16 protein-coding genes are annotated in these 16,665 nt (G+C 43.7%); 11 read left to right on the top strand and 5 right to left on the bottom strand.

The annotated features are described in order from the left end of the window. Window positions 1-38 precede the first annotated feature (38 nt). The 3 genes from K5L93_RS11385 (at window position 39) to K5L93_RS11375 (ending at window position 3,396) form a co-directional block, all read left to right on the top strand. The gene (locus K5L93_RS11385) at window positions 39-1,286 is read left to right on the top strand and encodes a methyl-accepting chemotaxis protein (RefSeq protein WP_220719947.1); all 1,248 of its coding nucleotides are present in this window, start codon (window positions 39-41) and stop codon (window positions 1,284-1,286) included. A gap of 186 nt (window positions 1,287-1,472) precedes the next feature. Further along, window positions 1,473-2,912, top strand: coding sequence for an MBL fold metallo-hydrolase RNA specificity domain-containing protein (locus K5L93_RS11380; protein ID WP_220719946.1), 1,440 nt, complete (start codon window positions 1,473-1,475; stop codon window positions 2,910-2,912). 73 nt (window positions 2,913-2,985) lie between these two features. Next, window positions 2,986-3,396, top strand: coding sequence for a hypothetical protein (locus K5L93_RS11375; protein ID WP_220719945.1), 411 nt, complete (start codon window positions 2,986-2,988; stop codon window positions 3,394-3,396). 23 nt (window positions 3,397-3,419) lie between these two features. On the opposite strand, the gene trhA is transcribed toward K5L93_RS11375, so the two are convergent. Further along, window positions 3,420-4,049 (bottom strand): PAQR family membrane homeostasis protein TrhA, encoded by a 630-nt coding sequence (gene trhA / locus K5L93_RS11370; protein ID WP_220719944.1) that lies wholly within the window; start codon window positions 4,047-4,049, stop codon window positions 3,420-3,422. Window positions 4,050-4,372: 323 nt separating this feature from the next. On the opposite strand from trhA, the gene K5L93_RS11365 reads away from it, so the two are divergent. The 7 genes from K5L93_RS11365 (at window position 4,373) to K5L93_RS11335 (ending at window position 11,505) form a co-directional block, all read left to right on the top strand. After that, window positions 4,373-5,521, top strand: a complete 1,149-nt coding sequence (locus K5L93_RS11365; protein ID WP_220719943.1) for an HIT family protein — start codon at window positions 4,373-4,375, stop codon at window positions 5,519-5,521. Between the two features lie 223 nt (window positions 5,522-5,744). Next, on the top strand, window positions 5,745-6,515 hold the full coding sequence (locus tag K5L93_RS11360) for a hypothetical protein (RefSeq protein ID WP_220719942.1): 771 nt from the start codon (window positions 5,745-5,747) through the stop codon (window positions 6,513-6,515). Window positions 6,516-6,541: 26 nt separating this feature from the next. Beyond that, window positions 6,542-8,512: a hypothetical protein gene (locus K5L93_RS11355; protein WP_220719941.1), complete on the top strand. Its 1,971-nt coding sequence runs from the start codon at window positions 6,542-6,544 to the stop codon at window positions 8,510-8,512. Window positions 8,513-8,661: 149 nt separating this feature from the next. Beyond that, window positions 8,662-8,997: a hypothetical protein gene (locus K5L93_RS11350; RefSeq protein WP_220719940.1), complete on the top strand. Its 336-nt coding sequence runs from the start codon at window positions 8,662-8,664 to the stop codon at window positions 8,995-8,997. A 100-nt stretch (window positions 8,998-9,097) separates the two neighbouring features. Next, window positions 9,098-9,910, top strand: a complete 813-nt coding sequence (locus K5L93_RS11345) for an ion transporter (protein ID WP_220719939.1) — start codon at window positions 9,098-9,100, stop codon at window positions 9,908-9,910. A 239-nt stretch (window positions 9,911-10,149) separates the two neighbouring features. Beyond that, window positions 10,150-10,383 (top strand): hypothetical protein, encoded by a 234-nt coding sequence (locus K5L93_RS11340; protein WP_220719938.1) that lies wholly within the window; start codon window positions 10,150-10,152, stop codon window positions 10,381-10,383. 549 nt (window positions 10,384-10,932) lie between these two features. Beyond that, a complete protein-coding gene (locus K5L93_RS11335) occupies window positions 10,933-11,505 on the top strand; it encodes a reverse transcriptase domain-containing protein (protein WP_220719937.1) in 573 nt (190 codons plus the stop codon). Window positions 11,506-11,510: 5 nt separating this feature from the next. On the opposite strand, the gene K5L93_RS11330 is transcribed toward K5L93_RS11335, so the two are convergent. Then, window positions 11,511-12,611 (bottom strand): ISAs1 family transposase, encoded by a 1,101-nt coding sequence (locus tag K5L93_RS11330; RefSeq protein ID WP_220721412.1) that lies wholly within the window; start codon window positions 12,609-12,611, stop codon window positions 11,511-11,513. 96 nt (window positions 12,612-12,707) lie between these two features. Here K5L93_RS11330 and K5L93_RS20065 point away from each other — a divergent pair, with 96 nt between their 5' ends. After that, complete coding sequence (locus K5L93_RS20065; protein ID WP_373869975.1) at window positions 12,708-13,730, top strand: TIR domain-containing protein; 1,023 nt, start codon at window positions 12,708-12,710, stop codon at window positions 13,728-13,730. A 280-nt stretch (window positions 13,731-14,010) separates the two neighbouring features. Here K5L93_RS20065 and urtE read toward each other — a convergent pair whose 3' ends face one another. Genes urtE through urtC form a run of 3 tightly spaced genes read right to left on the bottom strand, consistent with a single transcriptional unit; the run spans window position 14,011 to window position 16,665 of the window. Beyond that, a complete protein-coding gene (urtE, locus tag K5L93_RS11320; RefSeq protein ID WP_220719936.1) occupies window positions 14,011-14,706 on the bottom strand; it encodes an urea ABC transporter ATP-binding subunit UrtE in 696 nt (231 codons plus the stop codon). An 11-nt stretch (window positions 14,707-14,717) separates the two neighbouring features. After that, window positions 14,718-15,476, bottom strand: coding sequence for an urea ABC transporter ATP-binding protein UrtD (urtD, locus tag K5L93_RS11315; RefSeq protein ID WP_016403126.1), 759 nt, complete (start codon window positions 15,474-15,476; stop codon window positions 14,718-14,720). Next, a complete protein-coding gene (urtC, locus tag K5L93_RS11310) occupies window positions 15,469-16,665 on the bottom strand; it encodes an urea ABC transporter permease subunit UrtC (protein ID WP_152782985.1) in 1,197 nt (398 codons plus the stop codon). The genes urtD and urtC overlap by 8 nt, the downstream gene beginning before the upstream one ends.

The following is a 16,665-nucleotide window of genomic DNA, read 5'->3' as shown; positions in this document are numbered from 1 at the left end:
TGCGATTGTAGCGACAGACGGGTTCACGGAGGACTAAAATGGCAACACTGTCGTTTAAATTAAAACTACTTATTAGCATCACCCTATTATTTATCTGCGTGCTTACTAGCATGTTGATGTTTGGTAGCGCTTCACTTAGCGCCGAACAAGCCGCTGCTGCCACTCAGCTAAATGCAACTGAGCTACAAGCTCTGTTTGCAGAAACAGCAGCAGAAGCTCGCGGCACCATGATCTTAGTGTCTGCCGCTGTGGTTATCATTGCGCTGTTTATTGTGTCGCAATTGGTGCAAGGTTTCTTAGAGCCTTTAAGCCAAATCACCCGTCGGATCGGTTACCTAGCCGGAAATGATGGCGATTTAACCATGAAGCTAGATGTGCAAAAACACCAAGAACTGGTAGCCATGGCCACCCAGTTTAACGCCTTTACCGAAAAACTACGGGTAATGGTAAATCAACTACAGCAGCAATCAACTCAGCTTACCAATGGTTCACAAACCCTGGCTAAAAATGCCGAGTCGGCGGGTGAAGCAAGCCGCTTACAACGCAATAACACCGACAGTGTAGCCGCCGCTGTGAATGAAATGTCGTCGACAGCTAGTGACGTAGCAGAGCTGGCCAATGGCACCGCAACCAACGCTCAAGAAGCAGAGAAACAATTAAGTCAAACTCAACAAGAATTCCAAAGCTCTGTTGAACAAATTCGCGATATCTCTGGCAGTATGGAAGGCATTAGTGAGCGTATCACCCAAGTAGCAGGTCGTAGCCAAGACATTAACAGCATCTTGGAGACCATTCGTGGAATTGCCGAGCAAACTAACTTACTAGCACTAAACGCAGCGATTGAAGCCGCACGTGCCGGTGAACAAGGCCGAGGCTTTGCGGTAGTAGCTGACGAAGTAAGAAACCTAGCAGGCAGAACCCAAAGCTCTACCGAAGAAATTAACCAACTGATTCAAGCACTGCAAAGTGATGTGAATGCCACAGTAGACTTAATTAGCACCAGCCGAGAAAAAGTGAATACCACCGCGGTAGACACCGAGGCTAGCTACGAGCAGTTACATAAAGTGGTAGAAAGCATTGCCGCCATTAACGATAACGCAGCTCAAGTTGCTACTGCCGCACATCAACAAAGCCATGTGAGCGAGGATATTAACCGCAATATTAATGGCATTGGCGAAGCCGCAGGCGTGCAGAATAGTTTGGCCCACGATATCGAAAGTATTAGCGCTGAATTGTCGCAAGTGGCAAAGGCGCTTGATACTCAGCTATCAACACTAAAAGCCTAATCTGCGCTTCATCTCGTCAAAGGCTGCCGTGGCAGCCTTTTTATTGCCTTCAAAACCTAAACCACTCCAGCTCACGCTTGCTCCATTTATTTAAAAGCCTTAAGCACTCCGTTAACTAAACCACACATTCACAGCTGCAGCTGAACTACACTTGATCTAGGCCTTGTTTGAAGAAGGACTGATATCATGACCATGACCTTACAGTTTCTTGGTGCTGCCGAGGAAGTAACGGGCTCTTGTCACCTACTTAGCGTAAATGATAAACAAGTGCTACTGGATTGCGGACTAATTCAAGGCGGTAAAGCCGACGCCATGCGCAACTACCAAGCGTTCCGATTTGAGCCTGCACAAATTGATGCGGTGATTCTTAGCCACGCGCACATAGACCATTCAGGCAGAATACCGCAGTTGGTAAAATCTGGTTTTAATGGTCCAATTTATACCCATAAGGCCTCGGCTGAACTGTGCGCCATTATGCTAAAAGACGCCGCTATGCTGCAGCAACGCGATACCGAACGGCTTAACAAAAAGCGTTTAAAAAAAGGCCTAGAACCCCTACAAGCCTTATTTGATGAGCAAGACGTAGAGCAAACTATCCAGCAATTTAAGCCGCTTAATTATGGCGAAAGCATCCAGATACTTCCTCAACTTACCCTACAACTCTCTGATGCAGGGCATATCCTTGGCTCGGCTATTGTTGAGTTATGGATCAACGAAATAGGCACCCGTAAAAAAATTGTCTTTAGTGGTGATTTAGGTCGCAAAGGCATGCCTATTTTAGATGATCCTGAAATCATCAAAGAAGCCGATTTAGTGTTAATGGAAAGCACCTACGGCAATCGCTTACACCGTAGCTGGCAGCAAACCATCGATGAACTGGAGCAAATATTTGCAGCGGCAATTAGCGGTAGCCAGGGTAATATTCTATTGCCTGCTTTTTCGGTAGGGCGCGCCCAAGAACTGCTCTATTTATTTCACCTCTACGCCAAGCAATGGGACCTTTCGCGCTGGAGAATTTGTTTAGATAGCCCCATGGCTATCGAAGCCACCAAGGTATATATCAACAATTACCCGGTGATGGATGACGATTTTAAGCGTTTTACTCGGCAGCATCCGGGAGAGCATCCACTGCTATCAAATGTAGAGTTTATTCAAAGCACCGAACAATCCATGGAGCTTAATGACATAAACCAAGGCTTAATTATTATTGCGGGTAGTGGCATGTGTAATGGCGGGCGTATTCGCTGCCACCTAGAGCACAACCTATGGCGCCCCGAATGCGATGTTATTATTTGTGGTTATCAAGCCATTAGCACACCAGGTCGCATGCTAGTAGATGGGGCTGACTATCTCACTATTCGCGGCAAACCGGTTAAAGTTGCCGCCAAGCTACATACGATTGGCGGGCTTTCCGCTCATGCCGACCAAGCAGAGTTGATCCACTGGTACCAACAATTCGATAACGCTCCTCCGCTAATACTGGTGCATGGAGAGCAGCAAGTACAACAAGATCTGCTGGCAGCCATTCAAGCCTCACTATCCCAACCAGCAACAATGGTCGCCGCCCAACAAGGAGACAAATTGGATTTAAGCGCCTTGCCAAAACTGGTTTGGCTAGGAGAGTAAAATCACCTAAGCATTTGACCACCCAAAGCTTAACTGATAGAAAAGTAACTAAATGTATTTGCCTGGTACAAACATGAAATTATCTATTTTGTTACTGCCTTTATTATTAACCAGCGGTTTACTGCATGCCCAAGATGCAATAAATCCAGATTCGCTAATTGGTTTGTGGGGAAGCTCTGAAGATCAAGGCCAATCCATTTGGGGTTACGACCAGTACAATGCCGACGGCACCATTAACAGCTGGGGAACCTTTCCCGACAGCATTGCTGATTTTAGAATAGATGGCCGTTACGAGATTTCTGGCGAGTTGGGCACGACGATTTGTTTAACCATTAGCCGAACATCCCACCCAGACATATTGCCAGTTGGTACACAATGGTGTGACCAAATCATTTCGATTAGTGAAGATGAATTTGTCTACCAAGATCCCGATGGCGAACAACATGTGGTTTATCGCCAAAAGGTAGGCGAGGCATATTATTAATATCAAGCTGACTAAGTTAAGCGCTAAACGATATAGCCGTAAACCGTAGCAAAATGGCAAGCACAACCTGCGACTACAAAAACATGCCAGATAGCATGGGTGTAAGGTTTATGTTTAGCCACATAAAACAGCGCACCAACGCTAAACAACACTCCGCCTGCAGCTAATAGCCACAAACCTTCGCCCGCAATATGCTGATACATGGGATAAGCTAACGCCAAAGACAACCACCCCATCGCCAAATAAGTACTCAGTGATACTTTGGGAAAACGGGTGCCTGTGAGCAACTTAAAACCCACGCCAAAAGCCGCTAATGTCCAAATTACAATCATCGAAATTAGCGATAACCAACCGTCAAAAGACACCAGCAATATTGGTGTATAAGTGCCGGCTATTAACAGATAAATCGCTGAGTGATCAAACAGCTTTAAGCCAGCCTTCCAGGCGCTATAGCTAACCGCATGGTAAAGAGAAGAGGCCAAAAACAACAAGACTAAAGACCCGCCATAAATACTTACAGCCACCACTTCAGTTAGGCCTTCGGCTTTGCTCAGTAACATAAACAAACCCACCACAGAGATAAGCAAACCAATCAGGTGAGAAACTACATTCAGTAATTCTTCTTTCGCGCTGTAGTGCTTTGCAGCCTGCATGTTGTTACCTAAATTTAACAAGTCGCCGACCAGCTTATTATTTCAGCGTACACTTGTACACTGAAAAATTGTAATGCTTTTATTACAAGCTGGTTCACTTTAACCAAAGCAGCGCTTTTAAGGCTTAAACTCACCTTGTTAAGCCTCAGAAAGGCTTCCACTTTTAGAGTTTTACTTTCCATTTACATGCAAAGACCAAGCGCTGCCAGTTTTTGTTTCAAGCAAGCAGCATTAATCCGCGCGTCGCAAGTTCATCACCTATAATCAAATAGCCGTGCAAGTCTTACTCATTTCTTTTTGGATTAAGCAAACAAGGATCGTCAATGAGCAAACAGTTACCTCTTGCCTTAGCAAAATCGCTTGCCTTAAGTGAAGATCTTGACCAGCTTCAATTTCATCACTTACTAGAAAACATTAGCCAAGATCCGCAACTAAAACAGTTTGCTCCAGACGGCGTTTGTCAAATTGACCCACGCAACGGTAACTTAGTGATTTATAACTCTGCCCGCGCTAAACGGGTTCACACTACAGCGCAACCTACTGCAGTTAAAGAAGATGAGCATTGCCCTATTTGTGAAGGCTTAAGCGCCGATATTCTCGATATAGCCGAGCACAGCGAGGGATTTACTTTTATCAACAAAAACCTCTACCCCATTTTTCACCCTATCGAAGATATTCCTTTAGAAAACGCCGACTACTTCCTCCACCAAGACCCAGAACACCAAGGCCGTGCATCCTATGGTTTTCATCTATTGCAATGGACTTCTTCACTACACGATAAAGATTGGCATAACCTACCATTCTCCGATGCGCTGATTAGCTTTCAGCGTTTAGCAAACCTAGAAAAGAATCTGTTATGCCAACCCACCGACTTTATGGCGCGCTCAGAGACCAAAGTGAATCAAGACGTAGTAAGTGGCTACGTGTCTATTATTAAAAACTTTGGCGCTACGGCCGGTGCATCTTTAGTGCATGGCCACCAGCAAATCGCCTATAGCAATATTTTGCCGCAGCACTTTTTCAATAACTTGCGCTTTAGAAAACGCCACAACAAATCCTTTAGCCGCTACATGTTAGAAGAGAACCCCAGCGAATTATTGGTAAAAGACTATGGCGAATTGCAGCTAATCGTGCCGTATTTTATGAAGCGACCTTTAGACATGCTGCTAATTGTGAAAGACAGCGACAAACGCTACTTGCATCAGCTCAACAGCATAGAGCAGCACCAATTGGTGGAAGGGATGCAGCAAGCCATACAAGCTATTCTTCATCTCATGGAGCAAATGGGCATTCCGCCTGCTTACAACATGATTATTAACAATGGGCCAGGCTGTGGGTTATATCTTGAGTTTTTACCTAAAACTCAAATGATGGGTGGTTATGAGCAAATAGGCTTATTTGTCTGCCAAGCTAATGCTGCCAATTCAGCTGAGTTGTTGCGTCAGCACATTAGCCTACCCAAAGAGAAGTGACAAAATTTTCCACTGCATAAATACTAATGCAGCGCTCAATAATACAGCCCTAAAATCAATCAAAAGTCATATAAATCAAAGCAATGACATTTTTTTGAATATTATAATAATCTTTAGTTTAAGCGCATTGTTAGTGTAATATTCTTCCCGCAAAATCTGCGCACATGGGCGTTTCGCGTCCATTTTTTGAGTTAACTAGACCAATTGCAGTAGCGAGAACAGAATGGAAATATCTCACCCAACCACCATTAGAGTGGGCAATAAAGATTATGACTACAACATCATTTCAGTCACAAAAATATACGGTGGAGCAAAAGTTTATAACGACGGCACCAACATTTATTTAGAAGATGAAAATGGCAAAGTTGAAACCATGGGCATCGACTTTAAGCCCGATATTCCACCCTCAACGCGGATGATTTCAACCCTATGGGGCGAAGACAAAAAAACCAAGAAAACCTTTCGATTTGGGTATTACATTCATTCCAATGATTTCTTAGGTTACACCACGAACCAACAAAGCATAAATGCTGCTAAACGGATTATTCCGCTACAAGGATTTGCCGCAAAACTAGAAAAATGGAGCACATTCATTATTGGCATGTTGGCGATACTGTTTGCTTGGAACGCCTTTTGGGCGGGCGCTGGCATTAGCCACTATGGCATATTGTCCTTTTTTACAGCCATCCCCTATGTGTTACTTGATACTCCGTACTTAATTGCCAACTTTTCTGATGTTGCACACAGTAACAGTGTTAGCTATGGCTGGGCATTTTTAGGGCTAATTGTCGGATTTGTTATTGGCAAGCTAACGATTGGGTTAACTGTTGGTCGTCTGCGCAGCAAACTACGTCTGGCATTTGGTGGTTCATTAGAAGAACAGCTTCCTAAGATTTTTGCCAAAGCAAACCAAGCCGTTGCAGCAACGCCTAGTTCTGAAAACACAAGTGCAGAACCGAAAACCGACGCCGACGGCTACCAAACTCTTATTTAAACCAAGATATCGTTTAAGGAACTAACATGTCTTTTGAACATGGCTCACTCGACTTAGGGATCCGCAATCCCTTCCGCTTTGAAGGCACGCTGCGTGCCATTCGAGGCGGCATCACAGCGCTGCTAGGTTTACTCTCATTATTAAACGTAGCAAGTGCAGTACAAACCCACCCAATTACTGGGTGGACCTTCGCCATCATCGGCTTTGTGTTAATGGCCAACGGCCTATGGACACTAGGGCGTGGCTTAATGCAGGTAATGCGTTTTTACGTGGGACGCTCAGCGCCTACTTCACTGTCTTATAACCATGCAACGTCTGAACAAGATAGCGCACGACGTGAACAAAATGACGTTGCCTACGACCAGCAGCAAATTGAATCAATGTTGGTGGGCAGTAAAAACTACACCTTTAAAGAACCCGTGGGTTTAGTAGCCAGAATGCTGCACACCCTGTTCCCCAAAATCACCTTTGTGCCTTACCCAATTCAAAACTTGGCGCAGCGCATTGTTGGGGCATTAGTACAAACCTTGGTGGCGCTATTTGCTTTTGCCATTTTAAGCTTTGTTACTTCGGTGGGTTTAGCTGGCGATAAAGCCACTATCTTAATGCCATTTTTTGCCTTTACCTTACTCTGCTACGTAGCCTTAGTATGGTTTAAAGCTGGCCGCCCACTTAACCGCAGCTTAGGTCGTGGTATCGAAACCGTAAGCGCTTTTGGCTTTGTTAAAATGGTGGCGGTATGTGTAAGTGTGCCAGTACTGGTTAATATGCTTCTAGGCAAACTCTTTGCTTACGAGCTAGGCCAATACCAAGATGTTATTGCCGCTCAACTACGTGGTTTAGAGATAGAAGCAGAGCTAAGCGAGGGCATGACTTGGGCAACCCAAATGCTAGATTTGGCCTACAACAGCTATAGCAACTCTACCTGGTTGGGTTTAATTTTTGTATTTGCAATCATTAGCTGTGGTTTAGTTTTAGGATTAACCGCCTTACGTGCCAAACAAGCTAACCCAACGACCGAGATCACCGACAAACTGCCTCGCACCAGCGAAGTAGGCGCTCGCCCAATGGATATATTCAACGAGTTTACCCACCAAGTGATGGAGCGCCGTCGCTACAAAAAGGTGCCAAACCGTGTTTATAAACCTTTGAGTGCTCGTCAAAATCCTAACAATGGAGAATTTGATGGCGAACTGATTCAAGAAACTCAACCAAAAACTGTTGAGAAAAACGACGAACCAGTAAGCAAACAAATGCGTATTGCTTCAACCAGTTTGGCTCAGGCTTTACTGCTAATCGCCAGCTTATTGGTGTTTTACGCACTCACTCCGCTAACCACTTACACCAACTTCTTCGACGGTGTGGTGTTTGAGCTACTGGATGATGAAACCGGACCAGCATTTGTTCAAACTACCATTGAAAGCTTCTTTACCATTCTTACCTTGTTAGTTGCTGCCACCATTTGTGCCATTTTTGGCCGTTTGCTTAGCAACCTAAGCCATCCGTTTTGGAGCGAAATTCAGTTTGAATCAAGCTTGGTTTACTTCAAGTGTAAAGGCACGGTAAAAGAAGATACGCGCACCTTTGGTAAAGGGTATAACGACAGCACTAGCCTAGAAACCAGCGTGTTCACCTCAACCATTCAGCCACGTTTGTTTGTAACTCGAGTCATTAGCTCTACCTTTGCTGGCATTGGTAGCACTAACTTAATGTTCCCTCGCCATATTATGACCATGCATGGTGACGAGAACTTAGCCGACGAACTTCATCACGAACTAATGCACAGCATTGGCAACCGCGCAGGCACCGCTGCTATGAACGACGAGCAGCGTAAAGTAGTAGATGAATACAATAGCTCTAACCTACAAATGAAAGCAGAATCGGCCCCAGAGCGCTTAGCCAACCGCAGCAGCGAGCTAAGCCTAGATGCGCCCAAAGCTCAAGCCGCACTAGCGCAAAAAGAAGACCATGAGGCAGAAACTAGCTTAGAAAACTAAGTTTGTTTTGCTAAACCTAAAAAAGCCGCTTTGTTTAAAGCGGCTTTTTTGCAGCCTAATTTGCTAAGCAATCATAAGCATCTACTCTGGCTTGAACTGCAAACACTTTTCGCTAAAATGCTCTCTTTAAACTCACACAAGGATCTAGTGTGGCCGCTTTCAAAACCATAGTCTTTATTCCACTCTTTACTCTATGGCTAGCCGCTTGCCAAAGCCCCCAACAAACAGCCTCAGTTAATGAGCAAAAATACCCTAGTGAACACTACAAGCAATACGGCTTAAACGATTTTCAAGCGCGCCAAATGTCGATAGTGGGTGTGCCGCCGCGCTACGCCAGTCGCTATTTAGAAGGGGCATTTACCTTTTCAGATATCAAACATTGCCTTAGCACAGCCGAAAAGCACAACATCGACCTTAAACTGCAGTTCGACAACGTACTGGTAGCCTACAATCAATGCCAAGAGCTTTATCAACAAACCCATTAATAGCGCTTAACACGCTAATCTTCATCTTGAATGCTTGAGTTAACGGCCAAGGTTGCTGCAAAATCACTTACAGTATTTCTTAACACTGCAGTAACAAACATTGACCACAAAAAGCCAAAACCTACAAAGCCAATTTGAACGCCTTAAAAGTAACAAGCTATTTGAGTTGTTTGTGATTTCAGTGATCTTGGTCTCCGCCCTGCTAATTGGCGCAAAAACCTACTCGCTGCCACCTAAAGTTATTACTGCCACCATCATACTCGACTACCTCATTACCCTGTTTTTTGTGGTCGAAATTAGTATTCGCTTTATTGCCGAGCCCAATAAAAAGCACTTCTTTAATAACTTCTGGAATGTCTTCGATACCCTAATTGTATTGGTAAGCCTAGTCCCTATCGAAAACTCTGAACTAGCCGTAGTTGGTCGCCTAATTAGGGTATTTAGGGTACTGCGAATGGTGTCTATTATTCCCGAGCTGCGTATTTTGCTTACCTCGCTGGTTAAAGCCCTGCCGCAACTGGGTTACGTAATGCTGCTAATGTTCATCATTTTCTACATTTACGCCGCCATTGGTAGCACCCTGTTCGAAACCATTAACCCAACACTGTGGGGCGACATTGCCATTTCTATGCTCACCTTGTTCCGAGTGATGACCTTTGAAGATTGGACCGACGTAATGTACGAAACCATGCAGGTATACAGCCTAAGTTGGATTTACTTCCTTAGTTTTATCTTCCTGTCGGCATTTGCCTTTCTTAATATGGTGATTGGCATTGTGGTAAATGTGATGGAACAAGAACACGCTAAAGTACGTGAAGAAAAAAGCCTCGCCGAAGGCACCAACGAGCCGAGTCTGCGAGAACTACAGCAAGAGCTAAGCGAGATAAAAGCGCTGATTAAGCAGCAAAAATAGTAGCGTAATAAGCGAGCTTAAGGGCAGATAAGCCCTTAAGCCTTGTTGCTCCAAGCAATAATACCAATCGTACTAAGTCACTGTTCATTCTACCTGGTTAAAATACTCGATAACTGCGTTATTTCTGATCACTTACTTAGTGTGATTGGTATAAAAGCGAACAAACATCAAACAAAACCTTGCTCCAAGCTCAACGATAGTTAATGATAACTATTCGCAACAAGTGTTTGGACATAACCATGAAACATCACTCTGCAACACCACCAAGGATCCAGTTAAGCCTCTCGGTAGATAAGCTACAACAATTGCTTGCTCAGGGAGCAATTTGTATCAATGACTTGGCCGATATACAGCCAGAAGCTAAGCGCGTGCTATGGAAGCTTTGCCTGCAAAACTGCCAATCCGGCGCCTGTGAGCGGCGAGCAAAAGCGGTGAATGATGAAGAAAGGCTTAAGGTTAAGAATGTAGACTAAATTAAATGATTAGCTCTAAGCTGATAAATAATTTGGTTTTAATTAACGCGTTAGTGCTCCTCTACGTGTTAGAGCTCACTCAAAACTAATCTTAATAAACCTATGTACCCATAATTTTTCTACTTTTCTGAACAAAGCACTGTGCTTATAGACATATAAATAGTGATTCCTTTTATCCACAAAGGCTTGCATTCTTTGTGCTGATGTTTTTGTTATTTTTCGAGCTAGGTAGCTGATACAGCTTAGGAAAGGTGATAATCTGGGTTTTATCAAATGTATGATAAGAGGAAGAATCCCCTGTTTAAACAAGGAATTTTTCCTCTTAAGAAGCTGTTAGCACGATCCAAAATTCACTACCAAAATTTGAACATGTTGTGTACGCTGTGCTTGGTTTCAACCCAAAATGTCTGAAGTTGTTACTGCTTCGGACTTGGAACTCCGGGTAACATATGCTCGGCTACAACTGTATCTGATGTTATCGATTTGCTCGATGGCTCAAATGGCGCAAGGTGATTGGGTTGAAACCATTTATTAAAACTAGTTATTTCGATGAGTAACCTTTTTAACAAGTTACTATTCAGTATCGCATCCTTTGAACCTGAAAAAGTTTCAAACAACGGTTCGCACAATTGGAAAAATCCAAAGCTATCTCCATTTTTAACGAGAGATGTTGAGATCGCTAAAGAGCGTTTTATTGGGCTTAAAAGTGACAATGATGTTGCTAACATACTTGAAATCCCTGTTGGTCAACTTCTACACATTCTCTACTCTCAAAACCCAAACTATGAATCATTTACCATCATAAAAAAATCTGGAAAGAAAAGGGTTATTGATAGCCCAAAGAAGTCTATAAAAATACTACAAAACAAAGTTAGGCCATTAATTGAGGCTCACTATCGTGTTAAAAAACCAGTTCATGGATTTGTAGGAGGTGGCAAAAGTATTATTACCAATGCTGAACAACATAAGAAAAAGAATTATGTTCTCAATGTTGATCTTCAAGATTTCTTCCACTCAGTAAATTTTGGTCGCGTACAAGGGATATTTAGAAATACTCCTTTTAATATGGGGGGGCCTGCAGCCACAGTATTGGCTCAATTACAGGGCGGGAGCATACTTTGATGGATTTATAACCCAAAGAAGACTCTTGCCCTATAATCATCGTTCCAACCCGCTTTCTTCAGCTTCACTTTTTGGCTCGGCGCACCACATTCGCATTGCTTGAGCATATTCATCACAAAACGTCTAGATAACGCAATGTTTTCAACGGCACCATCTAAAGTAATACGAGAGCTATCTTCTTTAAAAACAACATCTAAAACATAATGTTGGCTGTTCTCAATCCGCCAATGCTGGCGAATATAATGGCCCAGTAGTTTGTGGTTTGGCGACAAAGAACTAATGTAGTAAGAGGTATCTACAGTACCTTTACCATTGATCACACGATGGCGTTCCACTGCTATGATGCTTCTTATCGTCGGCCATTTCTTCGCCAATTCGTCGGGCAATTTGGCCTTTATCTGAAATACGTATCGCTCTTCGCTGCGACCATGTTTTTTCTCTTTGACCTCGGTGACTATTTTCTCTTTACCTGCATCAAAAATCGCTTGGAACTGCTCCACAACAGCCGCTCTAAGCTTGGGCTGATTATTCTTAACCTGGACAACAACATGCGCTTGTTTTTCTTTGATTTTTTCTAGTGTTTCACGCTGGCAATGCAGTGCATCAACCGTGACAACACTACCCTTTACATTAATGACATCAAGCATTTGACGAACAATGCTTATTTCACCATTTTTAGTCTCAGTCGGCTTTTGGCTTAGAACGAGGCCACGCTCGGTGTCGTAAGCCGTGACCAACTGCAATGCTGTTTTCCTGTCGTTACGATAGGAGCCCCGTAGAACCTTTCCGTCAAAAGCGATAATGGGTTTGTTCTGAGTAGTTCGTTGTTCGTTAATCCAAAGAGCCAAAGCTTCAAGCAAAGATTCCGCAACAACGGAACGCAAGATGCGAGCTATCGTGTGTCTTCGAGGGATGCCATGCTCGAATGGTCGATATTTTCTTAACCAGTCGAGTTTTTCTTCTCCAAAAAATTCAATGTCTTGCCAACCTTCGCATCCCGATGCGATAGCGCTGATCACAAGGAACATAACATCAATAAGGTTGTGTTTCTGGTTGATGTCCGATCGAGTATCTTCTACAACAGATAAGTGTTCAATAAGGTTCAAAATGACTGTGCTGCTGAGGGTTTGGCACAATTAGATCATATTAGTTAACAAAGTGCGATCCCGCCCTGGGCTCAATTATGCACTCACAATGGTCGTTTGCCACAAGGCGCAAGTACCTCGCCTATTTTGTCAAATTTAGCTGCTACATCACTAGATAAAAAGCTTGTTCAAATAGCTAAAAAGTTTCACTTAACGTACACAAGATATGCTGATGATCTTACATTTTCTAGCAATAAGCCGTTTCCAAGTATCTTAGTTGAACGCAAAACTCAAGATAACGGACAAGATAAACATCGCGTTGGAAAGTTACTAGAACAGGTTATTAAAGATGCTGGTTTTGAAATTAGCCATGATAAAACAAGACTACAACACAAGTCTCAGCGACAAGAGGTTACTGGGCTGGTTGTAAACGAGGGCGTTAATGTAAACCGTAAATTTGTTAGAAAAACACGCGCCATGATAAACGAGTGGGGTAAAGATTTACGAGCTGCAGAAATTCGTTTTATTAAACACAGATACCATGTGACTGACTCTGAAATTAATATGGAAAATCTCGATGGTTCTATTTATAAACGAGCAATTTATGGAAACCTAAGTTTCATCAAGATGGTTAAAGGTGAAGAGCACTCTCCATATTTAAACTTATGTAAGAAAGTGCTAGAGCTAGAGAGTAATCCTCCTGAATTTATAAAAAAGTTAAAAGGTGTATTCGATATGTACGATATTTTTATCTGTCACGCTAGTGAAAATAAATCTGATGTGGCTTTACCGCTACATGCTGCATTAGCAGAACGAGGGATAAATGCATTTGTTGATTGTTTTGAAATTAAATGGGGTGATTCCCTTGTTGCTAAAATCAACACTGCTTTACAGAAGTCTAAGTATGTAATTGCTGTTATATCTGAAGAGTCGGTAAAAAAATCATGGCCTATGAAAGAGTTAAATGCAGTGTTGTCATCTGAAATAGGTTCCGAACAAACGAAGTTACTACCTCTAATGGTCGGTGATGACGAATCTTTATTAAAACAACTGCCGTTATTGGGAGATAAACTTTTTGTTAATTTTGATGACAACATTGAGGAAATAGCAGGAAAAGTAGATTCGTTACTCCGTGGATAATAGTGCTAACAAGTTACTCCAAGCGACACATTTTGCTACGCCGTTTTTGTGCAAGTGTTGCAAGCTATAATTTTTGCACAAAAACACTACACAAAATGTGCGCCTGAGTAAGGCGTTAGCTCCAACTATTCCATACTTCCGCTAATCCGAAATACCTTTGCACAAGTGACAACTCAAACACGTTTTGTCCATCAACCAGTTAAGGTGTGAATACAGGCTATCAGCACGAACAAAAAAAGCCGCTCTACTGAGCGGCCATATCATTAACGCGAGTTAAGATCTAAACACTCATCCAACGTTTCACATCGGCTTCATCTACTTCGTCTTTGCTACCCTGCAATACCACATTGCCGCGATCTAATACGGTGTAGTTGTCGGCAAGCGCTACCGCAAAATCAAAATACTGTTCTACTAATACAATCGCCATTTCGCCGCGATCGCGCAGTAGTGCCAATACCTTTTGGATGTCTTTAATAATTGAGGGCTGAATCCCCTCGGTAGGCTCGTCTAGCATCAATAACTTAGGGCGCATGATTAAAGCACGCGCTATCGCTAATTGTTGCTGCTGACCACCCGATAAATCTCCGCCGCGGCGCGCCAGCATTTGCTTTAGCACTGGGAACAAACGAAAGATTTCGTCGGGAATAAAACGCTCCGATTTAGGCAATACCGAAAACCCAGTTTTAAGATTCTCCAGCACCGTTAGTTGGCCAAATATCTCACGCCCTTGCGGTACAATCGCAATGCCTTGTTTAGCACGTTGCGCCGCCGACATTTTGCTAATGTCTTTACCGTTAAACATAATGCTGCCGGCGCTAATGCTTTGCTGACCCGCTAGCGCTTTTAGCAGCGTGGTTTTACCCACACCGTTACGCCCGAGTACACAGCTTATTTTGCCCAGCTCGGCACTTAGGCCTACATTGTAAAGCGCTTGGCTAGCCCCGTAATGACTATCTACTTTAGAAAGTTCTAACATTCCTTCGCCTCCTAGCGCCCTAAGTAAACTTCGATGACTTGCTGATTTTGCTGCACTTGCTCAAGGGTGCCTTGGGCCAATACCGAACCTTCGTGCAATACCGTTACTGGGCAATCTAGCGCTTTTACAAAATCCATGTCGTGCTCTACCACCACTAAAGAGTGCTTTTTAGCTAGCTCTTTAAACAGCTCGGCGGTGAGGGCGGTTTCTTCGTCGGTCATACCGGCGGCGGGTTCATCAATGAGCAATAACTGTGGCTCTTGCATAATTAACATGCCAATCTCTAGCCACTGTTTTTGACCATGCGACAAAGAGCCAGCTAACCATTCTTGCTTATCTGCTAAACGAATCAGCGCCAAGGTGTCGCCAATTTGCTTGTTGTCGCTAGAAGACAATTTATGCATCAAAGATTCAAACACACCACGGCGTCCGGCCAAGGCTAATTCGAGGTTTTCGAATACTGTTAGGTTTTCGATTACCGAGGGTTTTTGAAACTTACGACCAATGCCAATATTGGCAATTTCGGCTTCGTCGTGCTGGGTTAAATCGATATCGTTATTAAAAAATACCGTGCCTTCATCGGGGCGAAGCTTGCCAGTAATTACGTCCATCATGGTGGTTTTACCGGCACCATTGGGGCCAATAATCGCACGCATTTGGCCAGGCTCTAAAATTAACGACAAACTATTTAAGGCTTTAAAACCATCGAAGCTTTTGGTTACACCATCTACATACAAGATGGTGTCTTGAGGAATATGTACACTACGCATTTACTGCACCCTCCGCTGGATCGGCTTTTTTCTCGGTTGCTGGAGTTGGCTCAGTTACAGCAGCAGTGCTTACTTTAGTTGCTGCTCTTTCTTGCAACTTAGCTTTGATACTGCCATACAAACCCACCACGCCTTTTGGTAACCACAAAGTCGTTACCACAAACAAGGCGCCTAAGAAGAACAACCATAGTTCTGGGAATGCACCGGTAAACCAAGACTTACCAAAGTTAACCAGCAGCGCACCAAATACCGCGCCAAACAGAGTGCCTCGGCCACCAACGGCTACCCAAACAATACTTTCGATGGAGTTAAGCGGCGCAAATTCACCCGGGTTAATAATGCCCACTTGCGGCACATACAAAGCACCAGCTACGCCAGCTAACATTGCCGAAACTACAAACACAAACAGCTTAAAGCGCTCTACGCGGTAACCGATAAATCGGGTACGGCTTTCGCTGTCGCGCACTGCAATTAATACTCGACCAAGTTTTGAATTCACAATCCAGCGGCACAATACATAAGCGCCGGCTAAGGCTAGTGCACTTAAGGCAAACAACACCGCACGGGTTGAATCTGCTTGCAAGCTAAAACCTAGAATGTCTTTAAAATCGGTTAAGCCGTTGTTACCACCAAAACCCATGTCGTTACGGAAAAATGCCAACATCAGCGCATAAGTAAGGGCTTGGGTAATAATTGACAAGTACACACCGGTTACACGTGAGCGGAAGGCTAAGTAACCAAAGATAAAGGCCAAAATGCCCGGTGCCAAAAACACCATCAACATAGCAAAGGGGAACATATCAAAACCCAGCCAATACCAAGGTAATTCCGACCAATCGAGGAATACCATAAAGTCTGGCAATTCTGGGTTAGCGTATACACCACGGTCACCAATTTGGCGCATTAAGTACATGCCCATGGCGTAGCCGCCCAGTGCAAAAAAGGCACCGTGACCTAAACTCAAAATACCGCAATAACCCCACACTAAATCCACTGCAATGGCGAGCAAGGCATAACATAGGTATTTACCCAACAAAGTTACCCAGTAAGAACTAAGGTGCAAAGGGTTCTCGGGGCTAAGCGCCAAACTCATTAACGGCACCAAAATCGCCGACAATAACAAAGCCAGCAACATGGCGTTGCCCACTTTGTCTTTCACTAAAAATCGAACTAATACAGATTTAGGCAT

The organism is Agarivorans litoreus (assembly GCF_019649015.1).
Lineage (GTDB): Bacteria > Pseudomonadota > Gammaproteobacteria > Enterobacterales > Celerinatantimonadaceae > Agarivorans > Agarivorans litoreus.
This window is presented reverse-complemented; position numbering and strand designations above follow the sequence as displayed.

Excerpts from the sequence above, each read along its gene's own strand:
- K5L93_RS11385 (WP_220719947.1), top strand. The coding sequence starts at position 39 with ATGGCAACACTGTCGTTTAAATTAAAACTACTTATTAGCATCACCCTA.
- K5L93_RS11380 (WP_220719946.1), top strand. The coding sequence starts at position 1,473 with ATGACCATGACCTTACAGTTTCTTGGTGCTGCCGAGGAAGTAACGGGC.
- K5L93_RS11375 (WP_220719945.1), top strand. The coding sequence starts at position 2,986 with ATGAAATTATCTATTTTGTTACTGCCTTTATTATTAACCAGCGGTTTA.
- trhA (WP_220719944.1), bottom strand. The coding sequence starts at position 4,049 with ATGCAGGCTGCAAAGCACTACAGCGCGAAAGAAGAATTACTGAATGTA.
- K5L93_RS11365 (WP_220719943.1), top strand. The coding sequence starts at position 4,373 with ATGAGCAAACAGTTACCTCTTGCCTTAGCAAAATCGCTTGCCTTAAGT.
- K5L93_RS11360 (WP_220719942.1), top strand. The coding sequence starts at position 5,745 with ATGGAAATATCTCACCCAACCACCATTAGAGTGGGCAATAAAGATTAT.
- K5L93_RS11355 (WP_220719941.1), top strand. The coding sequence starts at position 6,542 with ATGTCTTTTGAACATGGCTCACTCGACTTAGGGATCCGCAATCCCTTC.
- K5L93_RS11340 (WP_220719938.1), top strand. The coding sequence starts at position 10,150 with ATGAAACATCACTCTGCAACACCACCAAGGATCCAGTTAAGCCTCTCG.
- K5L93_RS11335 (WP_220719937.1), top strand. The coding sequence starts at position 10,933 with ATGAGTAACCTTTTTAACAAGTTACTATTCAGTATCGCATCCTTTGAA.
- urtE (WP_220719936.1), bottom strand. The coding sequence starts at position 14,706 with ATGTTAGAACTTTCTAAAGTAGATAGTCATTACGGGGCTAGCCAAGCG.
- urtD (WP_016403126.1), bottom strand. The coding sequence starts at position 15,476 with ATGCGTAGTGTACATATTCCTCAAGACACCATCTTGTATGTAGATGGT.
- urtC (WP_152782985.1), bottom strand. The coding sequence starts at position 16,665 with ATGCCTAAATCTGTATTAGTTCGATTTTTAGTGAAAGACAAAGTGGGC.